Source organism: Pseudomonas sp. GW821-FHT01A09 (assembly GCF_058986725.1).
Genome location: NZ_JBYSWB010000005.1, coordinates 1 through 18,131, shown reverse-complemented (window position 1 = coordinate 18,131; position 18,131 = coordinate 1). Strand labels below are relative to the sequence as shown.

Sequence of the window (18,131 nt, the reverse complement as noted above, 5' to 3'; positions counted from 1 at the left end):
GCACCCGGGAGAAGTCCGAAAAGAGGTGAAAAAAGCAGTGCAGGTTGCACGCATTTCATCGAAATTTTCCGACGCCAGATCTCCCGCGCCGGCGTAGCACCCGATCCAGGTGAATGTTTCGGAAACAGAGCCTTAGCCATGATGCGTCAGCTCCCGACAAGAGCTGGCGATAAAAGCCAACCCGTTGCGGATTCAGCGCGCGGCAGCACCCGAATTATCAGGGATACGTGTAGGGTGGAGATGCACAACGTTCGGACCGTGTAGCACCGCGTCCCTGCCGGGAGTGGCCAAAGGCCCTCCCTCATTGACCCGGGTCTTGATCAAGATGCCTGCGGGTATCCACGGCCAGAAGTTGATTCCTCCTCCTGACTGAGTGCTTTTGACACCACAGCAAGCAGGACGCGTCGTCGCACCCCCTGGCCCCACTGGACCCTCAGTACCGGCCAGGCCTGCCTGACACTGGAGTGGCCAACGCTCCTGACGCACCTGACACCGACCGTGAGAAGTCGTGTGTGCCGAACGCCGTTTCCGGCAGCCCGGAAACCGACGGTACTACATGAAAAGAATGCTGATTAACGCGACTCAACCCGAAGAGTTGCGTGTTGCCCTCGTAGACGGCCAGCGCCTCTACGACCTGGATATCGAATCCGGCGCCCGCGAGCAGAAAAAGGCCAACATCTACAAGGGCCGCATCACTCGCATCGAACCTAGCCTTGAAGCCGCTTTCGTCGACTTCGGCTCCGAGCGCCACGGCTTCCTGCCCCTCAAGGAAATCTCTCGCGAGTATTTCAAGAAGGCGCCCGAAGGCCGTGTGAACATCAAGGAAGTCCTGAGCGAAGGCCAGGAAGTCATTGTTCAGGTCGAGAAAGAAGAGCGCGGCAACAAAGGCGCTGCCCTGACCACCTTCATCAGCCTGGCCGGTCGCTACCTGGTGCTGATGCCTAACAATCCCCGTGCCGGCGGTATCTCCCGTCGCATCGAAGGTGAAGAACGCAACGAACTGCGTGAAGCACTGAACGGCCTGGTCGCTCCTGCCGACATGGGCCTGATCGTGCGCACCGCCGGCCTTGGCCGCAGCAGCGAAGAAATGCAGTGGGATCTCGACTACCTGCTGCAACTCTGGACCGCAATCAAGGAAGCCTCGCTGGATCGCTCCGCGCCGTTCCTGATCTACCAGGAAAGCAACGTCATCATCCGCGCCATCCGCGATTACCTGCGCCAGGACATCGGCGAAGTGCTGATCGACAGCGTCGAAGCCCAGGACGAAGCCCTGACCTTCATCCGCCAGGTGATGCCGCAGTACGCCAGCAAGATCAAGCTGTACGAAGACAGCGTGCCGCTGTTCAACCGTTTCCAGATCGAAAGCCAGATCGAGACCGCCTTCCAGCGTGTCGTCGAACTGCCTTCCGGTGGCTCCATCGTCATCGATCCGACCGAAGCCCTGGTGTCCATCGACATCAACTCGGCGCGCGCCACCAAAGGCAGCGACATCGAAGAAACCGCCCTGCAGACCAACCTTGAAGCCGCCGAAGAAATCGCCCGTCAGTTGCGCCTGCGCGACATCGGCGGCCTGATCGTCATCGACTTCATCGACATGACCCCGGCCAAGAACCAGCGCGCCGTGGAAGAAAAGGTCCGCGAAAGCCTCGAAGCCGACCGCGCCCGCGTCCAGGTCGGACGCATCTCGCGCTTCGGCCTGCTGGAAATGTCCCGTCAGCGCCTGCGCCCATCGCTGGGTGAAAGCAGCGGCATCGTCTGCCCGCGTTGCAACGGTACCGGCATCATTCGCGACGTCGAATCGCTGTCGCTGGCGATCCTGCGCCTGATCGAAGAAGAAGCCCTGAAGGACCGTACCGCCGAAGTACGTGCCCAGGTGCCGATCCCGGTCGCCGCGTTTCTGCTCAACGAAAAACGCAACTCGATCACCAAGATCGAAATGCGCACCCGTGCGCGCATCATCATCCTGCCGAACGATCACCTCGAGACGCCGCACTTCGAAGTGCAGCGCCTGCGTGACGACAGCCCGGAAGCGCTGAACAACCAGTCCAGCTACGAAATCGCTGCCGCCGAAGTCGAAGAAGCCCCGGCCGCACCGGCGTCGACTCGCACCTTGGTTCGCCAGGAAGCCGCGGTCAAGACGGCTCCGGCCCGTGCCAACGCACCGGTTCCGGCCGAAGAAGCCGCGCCAGTCGTCGCTGCCCCTGCTCCGGTGGTCGCCGAGCCTAGCCTGTTCAAAGGCCTGGTGAAATCGCTGGTCAGCCTGTTCGCCACCAAGGAAGAGCCGGCTGCACCGGTCGTGGCTGAGAAGCCTGTCGCCGCGCCAGCGCCGCGCCCTGCCCGCAATGACGAGCGCCGTAACGGTCGCCAGCAGAGCCGCAGCCGCAACGGCCGTCGTGATGAAGAACGTAAACCGCGCGAAGAGCGTGCGCCACGTGAGGATCGCGCCCCGCGTGAAGAGCGTGCGCCTCGCGAAGACCGGGCCCCGCGTGAAGACGCTCCGGCCGCTCGCGAAGAACGCGCACCACGCCAGCCACGCGCTCCGCGTGAAGAACGTCGTCCGCGTGAAGATCGCCCGGTCCGCGTACTGCGCGAGCCACTGGATGCCGAGCCAGCCGCCTTGGGCGAAGAACGTCCCGAGCGCGCACCGCGCGAAGAGCGTGCCCCGCGTGAGGAGCGAGCGCCTCGTGAAGAGCGTGCACCACGCGAGCCACGTGAAGAACGTGCGCCACGGGAACCGCGCGAAGAGCGTGCGCCTCGTGAAGAACGCGCCCCGCGCGCGCCTCGCGAAGAGCGTCAACCACGCGCCGAGCTGGCAGCCGAGGCCACTGGTGAAGAGGCACTGCCGAACGAAGAGTTGTTGCAGGACGATACTCAGGAAGGCACCGATGGCGAGCGTCCTCGTCGCCGCTCCCGTGGTCAGCGTCGCCGCAGCAACCGTCGCGAGCGTCAACGTGATGCCAACGGCGATGTGATCGAAGGCTCTGAAGGCTCCGAAGAAGGTCAGGAAGGCGAAGGCAACAATGTTGCGGCAGTCGCTGCCGGTACCGCTGCTGCCGTCGTGGTCGCTGAAGGCGTCATCAGCGCCAACGCCGAAGCCGAGGCCCATCAGCAAGCCGAACGCGCTACCGCTTCGACGCTGGAAAGCACCGAACTGGCCGCGCCGGAAATCGTCGTGACCCCGACCACCGAAGTGCAGGAATCCTTTGCCTTCGCACCAGTGGCCGATGTTCAGCCAGAAGCCCAACCAGTGACTGCCCAGCCTCAGGCCGCTTTCGAGCCAGTGGCCGAGCAAGCACCGGTGGTCGAAACCCCGGCTCCAGTAGAAGCCGAGCCATTGGCTGATGCTGCTCCGGCCTTCGAAGCCGCTCCGGCCTTTGAACCTGCCCCGGTTCAAGCGCCAGAGCCGGTGGTCGAAGCCCCTGCCGCCGATGCCCCTGCCCGCGAGTCGTACGCAGCGCCTGTGACCGAAACCGTCGAAGCCCCAGCGGCCGAGCCAGTGGTGGTCGAGCCTGTGTCCGAAGTCAGCTTTGCACCTCAGGTGCAAGAGCCTGTGGTCGAAGCGCCGGCGGTCGAAGTGCACGCCAGCGAGCCCGTCGTCGAAGCGCCAGTGGTGAGCGAGCCAGCCACCTTCGTCGAAGCCGAACCTGTGGCTCACGCTGCGGCGCCTGAAGCAGCAGAGCCAGCTGCACCGGCTGCCGAACCTGTGGTGGTAGAGCCGCAAGTGCCTGCACCGACACCGGTCGTCGAGCTGCCAAGCAACGGTCGCGCCCCGAACGACCCGCGTGAAGTACGTCGCCGCAAGCGCGAAGCTGAACTGGCCGCAGCCGCTGCCAAGGAAGCCGAGCAGGCAGTGTCGTTCAACGCTGCCAAGGTCCACGCCGAAGAAAGCCAAGAACCTAAACCGTTCGGCTGATTTCAGCGGCAACTGAAAACCCCCGCTATCGAAAGGTAGCGGGGGTTTTTTATTGCGGCTGGTTAAAGGAGATTGGCGGGAATATCGATGTCGCGATAGATGCCAGGGTCCGTGACCGCTACTTCAGTCACACGGTCGGGAGCGAACAGCCTGCGAGCCCCCTGGTCACCCTCGAGCCCTGACAGTGCAGCACCAAACTCACGACCAAAGCCGACGGGGTGCCCATAGCCGCTTGTTCCCGTCGCCACCGCGATACGCTCATCGGTCATGGCGTCGATGACCGCATCAATGGTCGCGCCCGCGATGAACGGCATGTCGCCCAATACCATCAACCATCCTGACGCCTCGGCACTGGCTGCCACAGCGGCCGCTACACTGTCGCCCATGCCGGTCGAATCCAGCAACAACACCTCACAACCGTAGGCGCCAGCCAGGGCGATGACAGCACTGTTTTGGGGACGGGTGATGACTAGGCGACGAGTTACGCGATCGCTTAGATTCATGAGGACATGTTCGAGGACCGGACGCTCATCGCCGTTCAAGCCGCGGCACGGCGCCAGGAGCTTGTCCTGAGCAGCCCCTGCCACGGCGCGGAAGCGACTGCCCTGCCCGGCGGCGAGGATGATAGCGACGGGGTTGGACATGGCGATGACCTTGTGCGGTGTCAGTGGACTATCGGGTATCCGGGCGGCCCTCTTCGCGGGCAAGCCCTGCTCCTACAGGTGTACGGCATTGCATCGGCTGTGAGAGCAAAGCTTGCTCGCGAAAGCGCCAGCAGCCTCACCCACATTCAATACAGATTAGGCTCCATCTCCAACTCCACACCGAAACGCTCGGCGATGTCCGCCTGGATACGTAACGCCAGCGCCTGCAACTGTTGGCCGGTCGCGCTGCCATAGTTGACCAGCACCAAGGCCTGCAGACGGTGAACGCCAGCATCGCCCTCACGAAAGCCTTTCCACCCAGCCTGCTCGATCAGCCAACCGGCCGCCAGCTTGACCTCATCGCCCTGGGGATACGCCACCAGCCCGGGATACTCGAGCTTCAATGCGGCAGCCTGGGCGGCGGGAATCACCGGATTCTTGAAGAAGCTGCCGGCATTGCCCAGTTCGGCAGGGTCCGGCAATTTTTCCAGACGAATGCTGCAGATCGCCTGACTGACGTCCATTGCCGTCGGCTCGCTGATGCCTTGCGCCTGCAAGCGCTGGCGTACCGGGCCATAGTCCAGATGCAATGTGGCCTCCCGACTGAGGACAAAACGCACCCGCAGGATCAACCAGCGCCCGGGGTTCTGCTTGAACAGGCTGTCGCGATAGCCGAACGCGCACTCATGACCGAGAAAATCGCGCACCTCGCCGGTTTGCCGGTCCAGCGCGGTAAGGCTGTGGAACACGTCCTTGATCTCGACCCCATAGGCACCGATGTTCTGCATCGGCGCGGCGCCGACGGTGCCCGGTATGAGGCTGAGGTTTTCCAGCCCGCACAGACCCAGCTCGAGGCAATGGACGACGAACGGATGCCAGGGCTCGCCCGCCTCCGCTTCAATCACTACCTGCCCCGCCCTTTCGCTGACGATCCGCACGCCACGGCTGGCCATGCGCATCACCAGGCCTTCGCGATCACGAGTCAGCAGCAGATTACTGCCACCGCCGATCACCAGCAATGGCATCTGCCGCGCTTCGGCGTACTGCAAGGCCTCGCGTATCTGCGCATCGTCGTGCACATCGACGAACTGCTCGGCCGTCACGTCGATGCCAAAGCTGTTGTAAGGCTTGAGGGAAAGGTTGCTGCGTATCTGCAGGGTCATGACCGGCCCTGCAGTTCGCGCACCAGCCCACGGCAGCCGTGCTCGATCAGATCCAGCACTTGGTCGAAGCCGTCATCGCCGCCGTAATACGGATCCGGGACTTCATCCACCGCTGCCTGGTAGCGACGCAGGAACAGATCCACCTCAGCCTTGCCGCCGACCGGTTGCAGGCGCTTGAGGTTGCTCAGGTTGCTCTCGTCCATGGCAAGAATCAGGTCGTACTCATGAAAGTCATCGACGCTGACCTGCTGGCCACGCAGGGCCGACAGATCATAGCCACGGCCGGCCGCAGCCTGCTGCGCGCGCCGATCCGGCGGCTTGCCGACATGCCAGTCACCGGTGCCCGCCGAGGCCACCTCGACACGCCGGTCGAGGCCCGCCGCCTGCAATTGATGACGCAGCACGCCCTCGGCTGTGGGCGAACGGCAGATGTTGCCCAGGCACACGAACAAAACCCGCATCACGCCTCCAGCAAGCGCCTTACGCGCTCCAGGTCTTCAGGGGTATCGACGCCGGTGGGCGGTGCTTCAAGAGCGTCGGCCACATGAATGCGGATGCCGTGCCAGAGCGCGCGCAGTTGCTCCAGGTTTTCGGTGTTTTCGAGCCAGCACGGACCCCAGGTCACGAAATCCTGCAAAAAGCCGGCGCGGTAGGCGTAGATGCCGATGTGGCGGCGATAGGGTACGCCGGCGGGCAGTTCGTCGCGATTGCGTGCCAGGGCATCGCGCGCCCAAGGCAACGGCGCACGGCTGAACGTCAACGCCAGGCCATTGATATCGGCGGCGACCTTGACCACGTTCGGATTGAACAAGCTGTCGATATGCTCGATGGGCTCGGCCAGAGTGGCAATCCCGGCTTCCGGATGCGCCGCCAGATTGCGCGCCACCTGATCGATCACCGCCGGAGGAATCAGCGGCTCGTCGCCTTGCACGTTGACCACGATGGCATCGGCGGCCAGCCCCAGAGCCAAGGCCACTTCAGCCAGGCGATCGGTGCCGGAGTTGTGGTCGATACGGGTCATCAGCACTTCGGCGCCGAAACCCTGGCATACCTCGAAGATGCGCGCGTCATCGGTAGCAATGACCACACGCTCGGCACTGCTCTTGCGCGCCTGCTCCCAGACCCACTGGACCATGGGCTTGCCGGCGATGCTCTGCAGCGGTTTGCCAGGCAGGCGGCTGGAAGCGAAACGGGCCGGAATGACGACGGTGAAGGCTGCGGTCATTTGTCCAGACGCTCGTCATCGGTCAGGGTACGGGCTTCGGTCTCCAGCATCACGGCGATGCCGTCGCGAATCGGATAGGCGAGGCCGGCGCCTTTGCTGATCAACTCGGTCTTGTCGGCGCTGAGTTTCAGCGGGCCTTTGGTGATGGGGCAAGCCAGGATATCGAGCAGTTTGGTGTCCATGGGGAAATCCTTGCAGGTGGGCCGCAGCCCGGAATCAGGGCGGTGTAAGGGGGGCACAGAGGCGCGACAGTTGCTGGTCGAACCAGGTGACGAAGGCCGGCGACGGCACCGCGTCCACCGCCAGGTACCACCAGTCCTGAGCAGCGAAGGCACGGCACTTGACCGCGTCCTTTTCCGTCATTACCAGTGGCAGCGCGGGCTCGAACGTCAGGGCCCGCTCGCTGAACACCGCGTGGTCGGCGAAGGCGTGTGCCAATGGGCGCCAGTGTAGCGCTTCCAGGGTATTGAAGAAACGTTGCGGATTGCCGATGCCCGCCACGGCGTGCACTGCCTGGCCAGGGGGAAAATAACCGAGCGGCTGGCGCTGGCCGCTGGCCACATGCACCAGGGCCGTGGGCTGCAAGGTGAAGGCATAGCCGCCATCGCGATCGGCCGCCGCACCGTTGTAAAGCACGGCGTCGACGCTGCCCAGGCGCTCGCGAGGTTCGCGCAACGGGCCGGCCGGCAAACAGTGGCCGTTGCCGAGGCCGCGGGCGTTGTCGATCAGCACCAGCTCCAGGTCGCGGGCCAGGCGGTAATGTTGCAGGCCGTCGTCGCAGAGGATCAAGTCCAGGGGCTCGGCGTCCAGCAAGGCGCGCACCGCCGCACTGCGATCCGGATCGATCACCAGCGGTACGCCGCTGCGTTGCACGATCAGCAACGGCTCATCGCCGCTGTGCTCGGCACTGTGATCGGCGCGCACTCGCCAAGGCAGCTGCGGCGGCTTGGCGCCATAGCCGCGACTGACCACGCCGACGCGCAGGCCACGCTGGCGGCAATGCTCGATCAGCCACAGGATCAATGGGGTCTTGCCGGTGCCGCCGACGGTGATATTGCCCACCACCAGCACCGGTACCGGCGCCTTGTAGGAAGGGCTCTGGCCGCTGAGAAAGCGCTCGCGCTTGCGACCGGCAATGTGCCGATAAAGGCATTCCAGCGGCCGCAGCAACGCCAGGCCAGGATGCCCCTCGTACCAGGCGCGCAACAAACGATCAGAAAAGGCCATCAGGGCGCGCTCTGCGCCTCGACGGTGGTCATGCTCAGGTGGCTGAAACCCAGCTTGCCCGCGGCATCCATGGCGGTGATGACCGCCTGATGCGGGGTCTTGCCGTCGGCACTGATGGACAGCGGCAGTGCGGTGTCGCCATCGGACTCTTTCTGCAACGCATTCATCAGGGTGGAGAGGTCGCTCTTGGGCAACAGCTGGTTGTTCAGCGAGTAGATGCCGTCGGCGCTGATGGCGATGTCCAGGCGCTTGCTGGCGTTGTCCGCCGGCGCACCGGTGACCGCCTCGGGCAGATCGACGCGCAGTTGAGTTTCCCGTGTGAAGGTGGTGGTCACCACGAAAAACAGCAGCAACACGAACACCACGTCGATCAATGAGATCAGGTTGAGCTCGATGTTCTCGCGGGAGCGGCGGCGGAATTTCACGCGTCGTCCTCGCTACGCTCGCCTTGCACCACCTCGACCAGCTTGATCGCTTCCTGCTCCATGCCGACCACCAGATCGTCGATGCGCCGTTGCAGCAGGCGGTGAAAGAACAATGCCGGAATGGCCACGATCAGGCCCGACGCAGTGGTCACCAGCGCCTTGGAGATACCTCCGGCCATGACCGCCGGGTTGGTCGCCATGTTGGTGCCCATGAACGAGCTGAAGATATCGATCATGCCCAGTACCGTGCCCAGCAGGCCGAGCAGAGGCGCCATGGCCGCGATGGTCCCCAGGGTACTGATGTAGCGCTCCAGCTCGTGAATGACCCGCGAAGCGGCTTCTTCGATGCTCTCCTTCATGATTTCGCGACCATGCCGGGAGTTGGCCAGGCCGGCGGCGAGGATCTCACCCAGGGGCGAATCTTCGCGCAGCTCCTTAAGCTTGTCCTTATTGAGTTGCTTGTCTTTCATCCAGCGCCATACCTGGCCGACCAGATGGGCCGGAGCCACGCGGCTGGCGCGCAAGGTCCAGAGGCGTTCAGCGGTGATAGCCAGGGCGACGATCGAGCTCAGAATAATCGGCAGCATCATCCAGCCACCGGACTTGACCAATTCCCACACAGTAACCACCCCCTCGAAAAAGTCCGCCACTCTACCATAGGGGGTTGCGGGGTCGAAGACCGGCACATCGCCATCCCCCCATCACTCGTCCCTCGCGCCACTTGGCGAGCGCCAGAATCGGCGATTCTCGCGCCAGCCGCGGGCGCCCTCGAAGCTCCCCAACGGCAGATGAATGGCGCCGTCCAGGGCCGTGTCATGGACTTCAAGCCCCAGTGCGGCATAACGCGCGAGGACTTCTCGGTGCGGATGCCCGAAGGAGTTGCCGTAGCCGCGAGGGATCAGCACCCCGCGCAACCGCAAGGCCTGCAGGAGTGCCAGCGACGATGACGTGCGGCTGCCATGATGGGGCGCCTGCAGCCAATGCGCCTGCAAGTTCGGAAGCGAGCGCAGCAACTCGCGCTCGGCGGCGGCATCGATATCGCCGCTGAGCAATAACCGCTCACCGTTGGCCTCTATCAGCAGCACGCAGGAGGACGGATTGCTCTCCCGCGCCCCTGGCCAGCGCCACAGGCTGAAATGGACACCGTCCCACTGCCATTGCTGGCCGGAGATACAGGCCTGCGCGCCCGCCATTTTGTCCGCTTCGCCCGCGATCACCGTGCCCACCGGCAAGCTGCGACGCAGGCTGGCGGCACCGCCGGAATGATCGAGATGAGCGTGGCTGATGAGCATCTTGTCGAGCCGCTCGACACCCAACTTGCGCAGGGTGGGCAGCACCACTCGCTCGCCTGCATCCATTTCCCCCAGGCGCGGCCCGGTGTCGTACAGCAAGGTGTGCTCGCGCGTGCGAACCAGCACGGCCAGGCCCTGACCGACATCGAGTTGCCAGACTTGCGCGCGCCCATGGGCGATACGCTCCGGCGCCGGCCATAGCGCCAGCAGCAACAGCGGCAAGCCCATGGGCCGCAACGGCACACCGCTGGGCAACAACACCATCAACGCGCCCAGGCACACCAGCAGCCAGTGCCAACCCGAAATCAGTAGCGGCTGCCAGGCCGGCAGCCAATTCGCCATCCAGGCCAGCCACCGAAACAAGCCATCGAGCAGCCCCCCGGCCAGCCACAGTATCGGCTCGGCCAGCGCAGGGACAGGCAGCAACACGGTGCCCAGCAAGGCCAGCGGCAGCACCAACAGGCTGACCCACGGCACCGCCAGCAGGTTGGCCAGCGGGCCACTGAGGCTGACCGGCAGGCCGAGGATCAACAGTGCCGGGAGCAAGCCGATGGCGATCATCCACTGAGCTCGGGTCCAGGTCTGCCACCAGGGCCAGCCCCCCAGGCGTGCGGAAAACACCAGCATCAGTATCGCCACCGCCGTGAACGATAACCAGAAGCCCGGCTGCAGGCTGGCCAATGGCTCGACTACCAGTACCCCATTGACCGCCACCAGCAACGGCACCCCCAGCCCCAGATGCCGAAAGCGCCAGCGCCACAACAGCACCATGCCGATCATGGTGCACGCCCGTCGTACAGGGACCTGAAACCCGGCCAGCAGCCCGTAGCTCAACGCCGCGGCGAAGGCCAGCAGACAGGCGCAAGGCAACCAGGGCAATCGTGGCGGCCACAGCCCGAGCCGCGCCAGCACGCTGATCAGCCCATACACCAGCCCCGCCAGCAAGCCAACGTGCTGGCCGGAAATCACCAGCAGGTGCACGGTGCCGGTGTCCTGCAGGATCTGCCAGTCATCACGCGGCACACCCGAATCGTCACCCAGCACCAGGGCCGCCAGGCTACCCTCCCTGCCCTGCGCATCCACGGCCAGCAGACGCTGACGTACCGCATCGCGCCAGGCACCCGTGGCCGGTGCCAGCCGCTCGCCATCCTTGACGCTGCCCAACGCGCCGATGCGTCGCGCGAGCAACCAGGCCTCGAAGTCGTTGCCACCCGGGTTGATCAGCCCACGCGGGCGCTTGAGTTTGATCGCCAGCCGCCAGCGCTCGCCACTCATGACCGGCGGACCGTTATGCCAGCTGACCCTCAGCGTGGCGGGCAGTGCCTCGCGCCGCGACTGGAGCTGCTCCAGCTGGAAACGCACCGTACCGTTCTGGCTACTGGGCAGTCCGGCGACCCTGCCCTCGACCCAGAGCGTACGACCATCGAGTGCCGGCGATAATCGATCATCCAGCGCCCATTGCGCCGATGTGCAGGCCCACGCGAAGCCCACAAGCGTGAAGCCCAGCCAATGCCCGCGGCGGCAGACAAGTACCACGCCCAACAGCGCGATACCGATGACCATCCAGACCGACGGCAGCGCCGGTAGCCAGCGAATCGCCAGCAATCCCGCCGCCAGTGCGACCATCCTTGGGCGCATAAGCTTGAACCTCGAGTCGCGGTGTTGAAAACAACGGGCAGCCTAGGCCAATGGCTCACCACTCGCGCCTCAAGATTTGTCACAAAGTCTGACCCGCCCCGCACGCCGATCTTGGGCATACTGCGCGACTCGTCACTCTCTTCAGGCTAGCGCCATGCCCCGCGAGTTGCTGAAACGCTACATGCCGGACCCCGCCAGTATCCGCGAGCATCGATCGCTGCGCTTTCTGGGGTGCCTGCTTTACGACCAGAATCTCTGGCAGCTCAACCGTCGATCGGTTTCTCGCGCCATGGGCGTCGGGCTGTTTGCAGCATTCATCCCCATCCCCATGCAAATGCTGCTCGCCGCGTGCTTGGCAATCATGGCCCGCGCGCACCTGCCGATCGCCGCCGGCCTGGTCTGGATCACCAACCCGTTGACCATGCCGCCAGTGTTCTACTGCACCTACAAACTCGGGGCGTGGTTGCTGGATACGCCGCCCCGCCAGTTGCCTGACAGCATGACGCTGGAATGGATCGGCAGTCAGTTCAGCAGCATGTGGCAGCCGTTCCTGCTGGGCTCGGTCTTGACTGCATTACTGATGGGGGCGTTGGGATATGGTGTGACGCAGGGGTATTGGCGGTGGTGGGTGGGGCGACAGTGGCGACGACGTCAGGGGCGTGGCTAGCGCAAGCATGCCCCCCCGCTTCGGAGGGGCGCAGGGTTCAGGTACGCATGCCACGGCCACTGACCAACAGGCGCACGCAGCCAAAATACAGTACTACCGTGGCCACTAGCATGAAGGTCAGCGCGCTGCTGATCTTGATATCCGAGACACCGAGGATGCCGTAGCGAAAGGCGTTGACCATGTGCAATACCGGATTGGCCAGGGAGATCGTCTGCCAGATCGGCGGCAGCAAGGTAATCGAATAGAACACCCCGCCCAGGTAGGTCAACGGCGTCAGCACGAAGGTCGGAATGATAGAGATGTCATCGAAATTGCGCGCGTACACGGCGTTGACGAAACCCAGCAACGAAAAGATCGTCGCCGTCAGAATCACCACCAACAAGGTGACCCCCAGGTGGTGGACCTGCAGATGAGTAAAGAACAACGACAGCAAGGTCACGATGATGCCGACGATCAGGCCACGCAATATCCCGCCCAGGGCATAACCCACCAGAATCGTGTGCGGCGACACCGGCGACACCATCAATTCCTCAATGGAGCGCTGGAACTTGCTGCCGAAGAAACTCGAGACAACGTTGCCGTAGGAGTTGGTGATCACCGACATCATGATCAGCCCCGGCACGATGTATTCCATGTAGGTAAAGCCATTCATGTCGCCAATCTGGCGACCAATCAAGTTACCGAAAATGACGAAGTACAGCACCATAGTGATCGCCGGAGGCAGCAGCGTCTGCGGCCAGATCCGCATGAAACGCCGGACTTCACGATAAACAATGGTATTGAGCGCGACCCAGTTGGCCGAGAATTCCGAACTCATATCGCTACCTTCGCCAGATTTTTTTCCACCAGGGAGACGAACAGTTCTTCCAGGCGATTGGTTTTGTTGCGCAAGCTCGCGACCTCGATGTTCTGCACGGCCAGCTGGGTGAACAGCGCGGTGATGCCGACGGTCTTGTCCACCTGCACTTCCAGCGTATGCGGGTCCAGCAACTTGCACGGATAGCCTTGCAGTTGTGGGGCAGCCGTCAGGTCCTGGCGCAGATCGAGCAAAAAGGTCTCGACATGCAATTTGCCCAGCAGATTGCGCATGCTGGTGTTCTCGACGATGGTGCCGTGATCGATGATGCCGATGTTGCGGCACAGCTGCTCTGCTTCTTCGAGGTAGTGGGTGGTCAGGATGATCGTGATGCCTTTCTGATTGAGTTCGGTCAGAAAGGTCCACATCGAGCGACGCAATTCGATATCCACGCCCGCGGTGGGCTCATCGAGAATCAGCAGCCGTGGCTCATGGATCAGCGCCCGGGCGATCATCAAACGGCGCTTCATGCCGCCAGACAGCGACCGCGAAGGCACATCGCGCTTGTCCCACAAGCCCAACTGGTTGAGGTACTGCTCCGCGCGCTCCTTGGCGACTTTCGCAGGGATACCGTAGTAACCGGCCTGGGTCACGACGATATCGAAGGTCTTCTCGAACTGGTTGAAGTTGAACTCCTGGGGCACCACGCCGATGGAGCGCTTGAGCGCCGCCGGTTGTTTGTCCAGGTCGTGGCCAAAGACGCTGACGCTGCCGCTGGTCTTGTTGACCAGGGTAGAGAGGATGCCGATGGTGGTCGATTTGCCGGCGCCGTTAGGGCCGAGCAGTGCGAAAAAGTCACCTTCGGCTACATCGAGGTCAATGCCGTTGAGGGCCTGAAAACCATTGCCGTAGGTCTTGGTAAGCTGCCGGATGGACAGAGCAGAACTCATAGAAAGTATTTGCACCCTATTGATACGGAAGAATGACAAGGGGCTGCGCGCTAGCGATACAACCGCCGTGAAAAACGTTTCTTGTGGACCGGGCGACGCGTTGCGTCCGATAGATGTTGCTGAATGAGACAATGCTGACGCGCCCGACGCCACAAGTACAGTGACGCCGGTTAATAGTAGCTATCAGGTCAACGCGGTCATCACCGCTGAACGGTAAGCCGGGCGGGTCTTGAGCCGTGCGTACCAGGCTTCGAGGTGAGGCATGGGCTTACGCTCGATGGGCATTTCGAACCAGGCGTAGGCAAAGCTCCCGAGCGGGATGTCGCCCATGCCGAACTCGCTGCCCGACAGGTATGGCTGCGTCGCCAGGGCCTGATCGGCCATGGCCAGCAACTCCGTGCAGACGTCCTGCGCGGCATTGATCGCTGCCCAGTTCTGCTCGGCCGGTGGCGTGCGCAACACACCCCAGAACACGTCGCGAAACGGCGCAGCGAGTGAGGAAGTCATCCAGTCCATCCAGCGATCGGCGCTGGCGCGCTGACGAATATCGGCGGGCAGCAATGAGCTGCCCATTCCATCGCGATTCACCAGATAACGCACGATGGCATTGGATTCCCACAGTACGAAGCCATCGTCCTCGATCACCGGCACCCGGCCGTTCGGGTTCATGGCTCGGTAATAGGCCTCGTTGACCACCCCGAAGGTGCCTCCGGCATCGACCCGCTCGTAGGCCAGCCCCAACTCCTCTGCGCACCACAGCACCTTGCGAACATTGCTGGAATTGGCGCGTCCCCAGACCTTGAGCATGCTTTTCTCCTTGTGAAATTATCCGACCAGTGTACTCGGGCGGGGTTCAGAGAATACGTTGGGCGGGCGAATTTCATCCAGGGACCAGGCTGAAATTCCGGGGTGCGGTGCATTGGCCCGCAGTCAGCACCGGACTGCAGAAGCCAGGACAAATCCCGAAACACTCGAACTCCCCGAAACCCCCAGGGTCACTACACTGTCGCCATACCTGTCGTCACGGAGGAATGCATATGCTGCTGTTGTGGTTGGTCGTACTGGTCATCGGCCTTGCCTGGCTGGCCCATCGGCGGGTCGACGTGGTGCCCGCACTGGGCATCGTCGCGGTCTATCTCATCGCCATGGGAATCTTCACCCATGGTCACAGCGCCATCCGTGCGGTGGTATTGGCAGTGCTATGGATTCTGCTGATTGCTGCAGCGGCATTCGTGTTGCTACCTGACCTGCGCCGCAAACTCTTCAGCGCCCGCCTGTTCGCCTGGTTTCGCAAGACGCTGCCGCCGATGTCGGTCACCGAGCGCGAGGCGATCGACGCCGGCACCGTGTGGTGGGACGGCGAGTTGTTCAGCGGCCGGCCGGACTGGCATCAGCTGCTCAGCTACCCCAAAGTGCAACTGACCGAGGAAGAACAAGCCTTTATCGACGGCCCGACAGAAGAGCTCTGCGCCATGGTCAGCGACTGGCAGATCGGCCAGGACATGGACCTGCCCCCCGAGGCGTGGGCGCACATCAAATCCAACGGTTTTTTTGCCCTGATCATCCCCAAGGAGTTTGGCGGCAAAGGCTTTTCGGCCTATGCCCACTCACAAGTGGCGATGAAACTCGCCACCCGGAGCGGCGACCTCGCTTCCACGGTGATGGTGCCAAACTCCCTCGGCCCGGCCGAACTATTGCTGCACTACGGCACCGACGAGCAACGTAACCATTACCTGCCACGGCTCGCACGCGGCGACGAGATCCCCTGTTTCGCGCTCACCGGGCCGCTGGCAGGCTCCGACGCCGGGGCCATGCCGGACACCGGCGTGATCTGCAAAGGCCAATGGCAAGGCGCAGAGGTGATAGGCCTGCGCCTGAACTGGGAGAAGCGCTACATCACCCTCGGCCCGGTCGCCACCCTGCTCGGCCTGGCGTTCAAGGCTTACGACCCTGAGCACCTATTGGGTGAGCGGGAGGATCTAGGCATCAGCCTCGCACTGATCCCCACCGACACACCAGGCGTCGAGATCGGCCGTCGACACTTGCCGCTGGGTGCGGCGTTCATGAACGGTCCCAACTCCGGCAAGGACGTATTCATTCCGCTGGAATACCTGATTGGCGGGCAAGACATGCTCGGCAAAGGCTGGATGATGCTGATGAACTGTCTGTCGGTGGGCCGCTCCATTTCCCTGCCCGCCGTAGGCACCGGTGCCGCCAAGTACACCAGTCTGGTAACTGGCCAATACGCCCGGGTACGCGAACAATTCAATGTGCCGCTAGCGGCCTTCGAAGGTATTCAGGAATCGCTAGCCCGCATCGGCGGCAACGCCTGGCTCATGGATAGCGCCAGAATGCTCACCGCCAACGCGGTCGATCTGGGCGAGAAGCCGTCTGTATTATCGGCCATCCTCAAGTACCACCTGACAGAACGTGGCCGCGAGTGCATCACCCACGCCATGGACGTGCACGGTGGCAAGGGCATCATCATGGGGCCCAACAACTACCTTGGCCGCAACTGGCAGGGCGCGCCGATCTTCATCACCGTCGAAGGGGCCAACATCCTTTCGCGCAACCTGATGATCTTCGGCCAGGGAGCTATTCGCTGTCATCCTTTCGTGCTCAAGGAAATGGCCCTCGCGTCGCGGCCCGACCAAGGCCAGGCGCTGGTCGAGTTCGACCAGTTATTGCTCAAGCATATCGGCTTCGCGCTCAGCAATGCCGGGAGTACCATCGCCCTGAATCTCGGCCTTGGGCATTTCGAACGTCGCCCAGGCAATGCCATCAGCCAAGACTACTTCCGTGCCCTCGACCGCCAGGCCGCCGCCTTTGCCATGCTTGCCGACTTGAGCATGATGCTGCTCGGCGGCGAACTGAAACGCCGAGAACGCCTGTCGGCCCGCCTGGGCGATGTGCTCAGCTATCTCTATCTGGGCTCCGCAGCGCTCAAGCGCTACCACGATCTTGGCTCCCCTGAGCACATGGAACCGCTGCTGCGCTGGGCGATGGCCGAAAGTCTGGGCAAAGCCGAGCACGCCCTCGAGCAATTGATGCGCAACTTCCCGAGCCCGGTGCTGGGTTGGCTATTGCGCCGTATCGTCTTCCCGTTCGGCCGTCGGCATACCGGCCCTACCGATAGAATGGATGCGGACGTCGCGCAAGTGCTGGGCCGTGCTCCAGGCGATGCAACCCTGCAGGAACTGCTGACAGGCTGCTATCAACCGCAAGACCCACAAGATGCAGTAGGTGCCTTACACGATGCAGTGACTCAACTGAATACCGCCCTGCCCCTGCACAAGAAGCTGCATCAGGCCGCCAAAGCTGGCCAGCTCAAGCCGGTACCGGGACAATCGCTCATCGACGTGGCCCTGGAAGCTGGGGTTCTGCAGGCTGCTGAAGCTCAGACATTGCGCCAGGCTGAAGCCGCGCGGCGCAAGGTCATCGATGTCGACGACTTCAGCAAAGACGAGCTTCTACCCACCGATGGGCGGATTCGCTGACGACAGCGGGCGCAGGGAGACTTATACTCCCGCGCCCGTTTTGCTCAAGAGGACCCCACCATGGCGACCCAAATCATCGAACACCACCTGGTGCTTCTGGACCATCTGCGTACCATTCTGGTAGCCCTGGGTGAAGCGGATCAGGTGCCGGAAGAAAGCCATGCGCTGTTCCTCGAACGCTATGACGAACTCCGTGCCCTGCTGCCGATAGACCCGATCGAGAGCCAGTATCTGGGTCAGGATCTGATCTGTCAGGTGATTCAGCGTTATCCGCAGATTGCTCATCTTATTCCGCGGGACTTGCTGTGGTTCTTTGCCGGGGACTGCCTGCATTACATGCCGGATGAGGAAATTGCCTTGTATCAGGCGTTGGAAGAGCGCCGCTATGAGGCTGAGCAGGATGATGAGCCGTTTGATTGGAATCAGGAGAAGCAGTTGTTGGCGATGTCTATGGATGGTAGCAAGCACTGAATCGCCGCCAGGTGACCGCATACCGGCGCATAGCTTGACTCTGGTATAAAAAAACGCCGCTGACTTCAGCGGCGTTTTTTATGATTCAGTCAATATTTTTCAAGCACAAACAAAAACGCCGCTCATCTCTGAGCGGCGCTTTCATCAAATATGGAGCGGGAAACGAGACTCGAACTCGCGACCCCGACCTTGGCAAGGTCGTGCTCTACCAACTGAGCTATTC

16 protein-coding genes are annotated in these 18,131 nt (G+C 62.7%); 4 read left to right on the top strand and 12 right to left on the bottom strand.

All coding sequences use genetic code 11. The features are described from left to right. Positions 1-556: 556 nt before the first annotated feature. Positions 557-3,913 carry a ribonuclease E gene (gene rne, locus AC3WJP_RS07755; RefSeq protein ID WP_493720899.1) on the top strand — a complete coding sequence of 1,119 codons (3,357 nt, stop codon included), beginning with the start codon at positions 557-559 and terminating at the stop codon, positions 3,911-3,913. 62 nt (positions 3,914-3,975) lie between these two features. Here the strand turns inward: rne and AC3WJP_RS07750 are convergent, their stop codons facing one another. The 9 genes from AC3WJP_RS07750 to AC3WJP_RS07710 all read right to left on the bottom strand — a co-directional run bounded on the left by AC3WJP_RS07750 (position 3,976) and on the right by AC3WJP_RS07710 (position 11,527). After that, positions 3,976-4,557, bottom strand: a complete 582-nt coding sequence (locus AC3WJP_RS07750) for a nucleotidyltransferase family protein (protein ID WP_493720898.1) — start codon at positions 4,555-4,557, stop codon at positions 3,976-3,978. A gap of 146 nt (positions 4,558-4,703) precedes the next feature. After that, positions 4,704-5,720, bottom strand: a complete 1,017-nt coding sequence (murB, locus tag AC3WJP_RS07745; RefSeq protein ID WP_493720897.1) for a UDP-N-acetylmuramate dehydrogenase — start codon at positions 5,718-5,720, stop codon at positions 4,704-4,706. Continuing rightward, on the bottom strand, positions 5,717-6,181 hold the full coding sequence (locus AC3WJP_RS07740; RefSeq protein WP_493720896.1) for a low molecular weight protein-tyrosine-phosphatase: 465 nt from the start codon (positions 6,179-6,181) through the stop codon (positions 5,717-5,719). Before AC3WJP_RS07740 ends, murB begins: the two co-directional genes overlap by 4 nt. Beyond that, a complete protein-coding gene (gene kdsB, locus AC3WJP_RS07735) occupies positions 6,181-6,945 on the bottom strand; it encodes a 3-deoxy-manno-octulosonate cytidylyltransferase (RefSeq protein ID WP_493720895.1) in 765 nt (254 codons plus the stop codon). The genes AC3WJP_RS07740 and kdsB overlap by 1 nt, the downstream gene beginning before the upstream one ends. Then, on the bottom strand, positions 6,942-7,127 hold the full coding sequence (locus AC3WJP_RS07730; protein WP_226503365.1) for a Trm112 family protein: 186 nt from the start codon (positions 7,125-7,127) through the stop codon (positions 6,942-6,944). The genes kdsB and AC3WJP_RS07730 overlap by 4 nt, the downstream gene beginning before the upstream one ends. Before the next feature lie 34 nt (positions 7,128-7,161). Further along, positions 7,162-8,172, bottom strand: a complete 1,011-nt coding sequence (gene lpxK, locus AC3WJP_RS07725; RefSeq protein ID WP_493720894.1) for a tetraacyldisaccharide 4'-kinase — start codon at positions 8,170-8,172, stop codon at positions 7,162-7,164. Then, positions 8,172-8,597, bottom strand: coding sequence for an ExbD/TolR family protein (locus AC3WJP_RS07720; protein ID WP_493720893.1), 426 nt, complete (start codon positions 8,595-8,597; stop codon positions 8,172-8,174). Before AC3WJP_RS07720 ends, lpxK begins: the two co-directional genes overlap by 1 nt. Beyond that, positions 8,594-9,217, bottom strand: a complete 624-nt coding sequence (locus AC3WJP_RS07715; protein WP_493720892.1) for a MotA/TolQ/ExbB proton channel family protein — start codon at positions 9,215-9,217, stop codon at positions 8,594-8,596. The genes AC3WJP_RS07720 and AC3WJP_RS07715 overlap by 4 nt, the downstream gene beginning before the upstream one ends. Positions 9,218-9,298: 81 nt before the next feature. Beyond that, positions 9,299-11,527, bottom strand: coding sequence for a DNA internalization-related competence protein ComEC/Rec2 (locus tag AC3WJP_RS07710; RefSeq protein ID WP_493720891.1), 2,229 nt, complete (start codon positions 11,525-11,527; stop codon positions 9,299-9,301). 154 nt (positions 11,528-11,681) lie between these two features. Between AC3WJP_RS07710 and AC3WJP_RS07705 the strand changes: the two genes are divergently transcribed. Continuing rightward, complete coding sequence (locus tag AC3WJP_RS07705) at positions 11,682-12,194, top strand: DUF2062 domain-containing protein (protein WP_493720890.1); 513 nt, start codon at positions 11,682-11,684, stop codon at positions 12,192-12,194. 37 nt (positions 12,195-12,231) lie between these two features. Here the strand turns inward: AC3WJP_RS07705 and AC3WJP_RS07700 are convergent, their stop codons facing one another. The 3 genes from AC3WJP_RS07700 to AC3WJP_RS07690 form a co-directional block, all read right to left on the bottom strand. Further along, positions 12,232-13,011, bottom strand: a complete 780-nt coding sequence (locus AC3WJP_RS07700; RefSeq protein ID WP_493720889.1) for an ABC transporter permease — start codon at positions 13,009-13,011, stop codon at positions 12,232-12,234. Beyond that, on the bottom strand, positions 13,008-13,940 hold the full coding sequence (locus AC3WJP_RS07695; RefSeq protein WP_493720888.1) for an ABC transporter ATP-binding protein: 933 nt from the start codon (positions 13,938-13,940) through the stop codon (positions 13,008-13,010). Before AC3WJP_RS07695 ends, AC3WJP_RS07700 begins: the two co-directional genes overlap by 4 nt. A gap of 183 nt (positions 13,941-14,123) precedes the next feature. Further along, positions 14,124-14,747 (bottom strand): glutathione S-transferase family protein, encoded by a 624-nt coding sequence (locus AC3WJP_RS07690; RefSeq protein WP_493720887.1) that lies wholly within the window; start codon positions 14,745-14,747, stop codon positions 14,124-14,126. Between the two features lie 230 nt (positions 14,748-14,977). On the opposite strand from AC3WJP_RS07690, the gene AC3WJP_RS07685 reads away from it, so the two are divergent. Together AC3WJP_RS07685 and AC3WJP_RS07680 are read left to right on the top strand one after the other, a co-directional pair. Further along, a complete protein-coding gene (locus AC3WJP_RS07685) occupies positions 14,978-17,437 on the top strand; it encodes an acyl-CoA dehydrogenase (protein ID WP_493720886.1) in 2,460 nt (819 codons plus the stop codon). Between the two features lie 60 nt (positions 17,438-17,497). Beyond that, positions 17,498-17,908, top strand: coding sequence for a PA2817 family protein (locus tag AC3WJP_RS07680; protein ID WP_493720885.1), 411 nt, complete (start codon positions 17,498-17,500; stop codon positions 17,906-17,908). Positions 17,909-18,131 lie beyond the last annotated feature (223 nt).

Excerpts from the sequence above, each read along its gene's own strand:
- rne (WP_493720899.1), top strand. The coding sequence starts at position 557 with ATGAAAAGAATGCTGATTAACGCGACTCAACCCGAAGAGTTGCGTGTT.
- AC3WJP_RS07750 (WP_493720898.1), bottom strand. The coding sequence starts at position 4,557 with ATGTCCAACCCCGTCGCTATCATCCTCGCCGCCGGGCAGGGCAGTCGC.
- murB (WP_493720897.1), bottom strand. The coding sequence starts at position 5,720 with ATGACCCTGCAGATACGCAGCAACCTTTCCCTCAAGCCTTACAACAGC.
- AC3WJP_RS07740 (WP_493720896.1), bottom strand. The coding sequence starts at position 6,181 with ATGCGGGTTTTGTTCGTGTGCCTGGGCAACATCTGCCGTTCGCCCACA.
- kdsB (WP_493720895.1), bottom strand. The coding sequence starts at position 6,945 with ATGACCGCAGCCTTCACCGTCGTCATTCCGGCCCGTTTCGCTTCCAGC.
- AC3WJP_RS07730 (WP_226503365.1), bottom strand. The coding sequence starts at position 7,127 with ATGGACACCAAACTGCTCGATATCCTGGCTTGCCCCATCACCAAAGGC.
- lpxK (WP_493720894.1), bottom strand. The coding sequence starts at position 8,172 with ATGGCCTTTTCTGATCGTTTGTTGCGCGCCTGGTACGAGGGGCATCCT.
- AC3WJP_RS07710 (WP_493720891.1), bottom strand. The coding sequence starts at position 11,527 with ATGCGCCCAAGGATGGTCGCACTGGCGGCGGGATTGCTGGCGATTCGC.
- AC3WJP_RS07705 (WP_493720890.1), top strand. The coding sequence starts at position 11,682 with ATGCCCCGCGAGTTGCTGAAACGCTACATGCCGGACCCCGCCAGTATC.
- AC3WJP_RS07700 (WP_493720889.1), bottom strand. The coding sequence starts at position 13,011 with ATGAGTTCGGAATTCTCGGCCAACTGGGTCGCGCTCAATACCATTGTT.
- AC3WJP_RS07695 (WP_493720888.1), bottom strand. The coding sequence starts at position 13,940 with ATGAGTTCTGCTCTGTCCATCCGGCAGCTTACCAAGACCTACGGCAAT.
- AC3WJP_RS07690 (WP_493720887.1), bottom strand. The coding sequence starts at position 14,747 with ATGCTCAAGGTCTGGGGACGCGCCAATTCCAGCAATGTTCGCAAGGTG.
- AC3WJP_RS07685 (WP_493720886.1), top strand. The coding sequence starts at position 14,978 with ATGCTGCTGTTGTGGTTGGTCGTACTGGTCATCGGCCTTGCCTGGCTG.
- AC3WJP_RS07680 (WP_493720885.1), top strand. The coding sequence starts at position 17,498 with ATGGCGACCCAAATCATCGAACACCACCTGGTGCTTCTGGACCATCTG.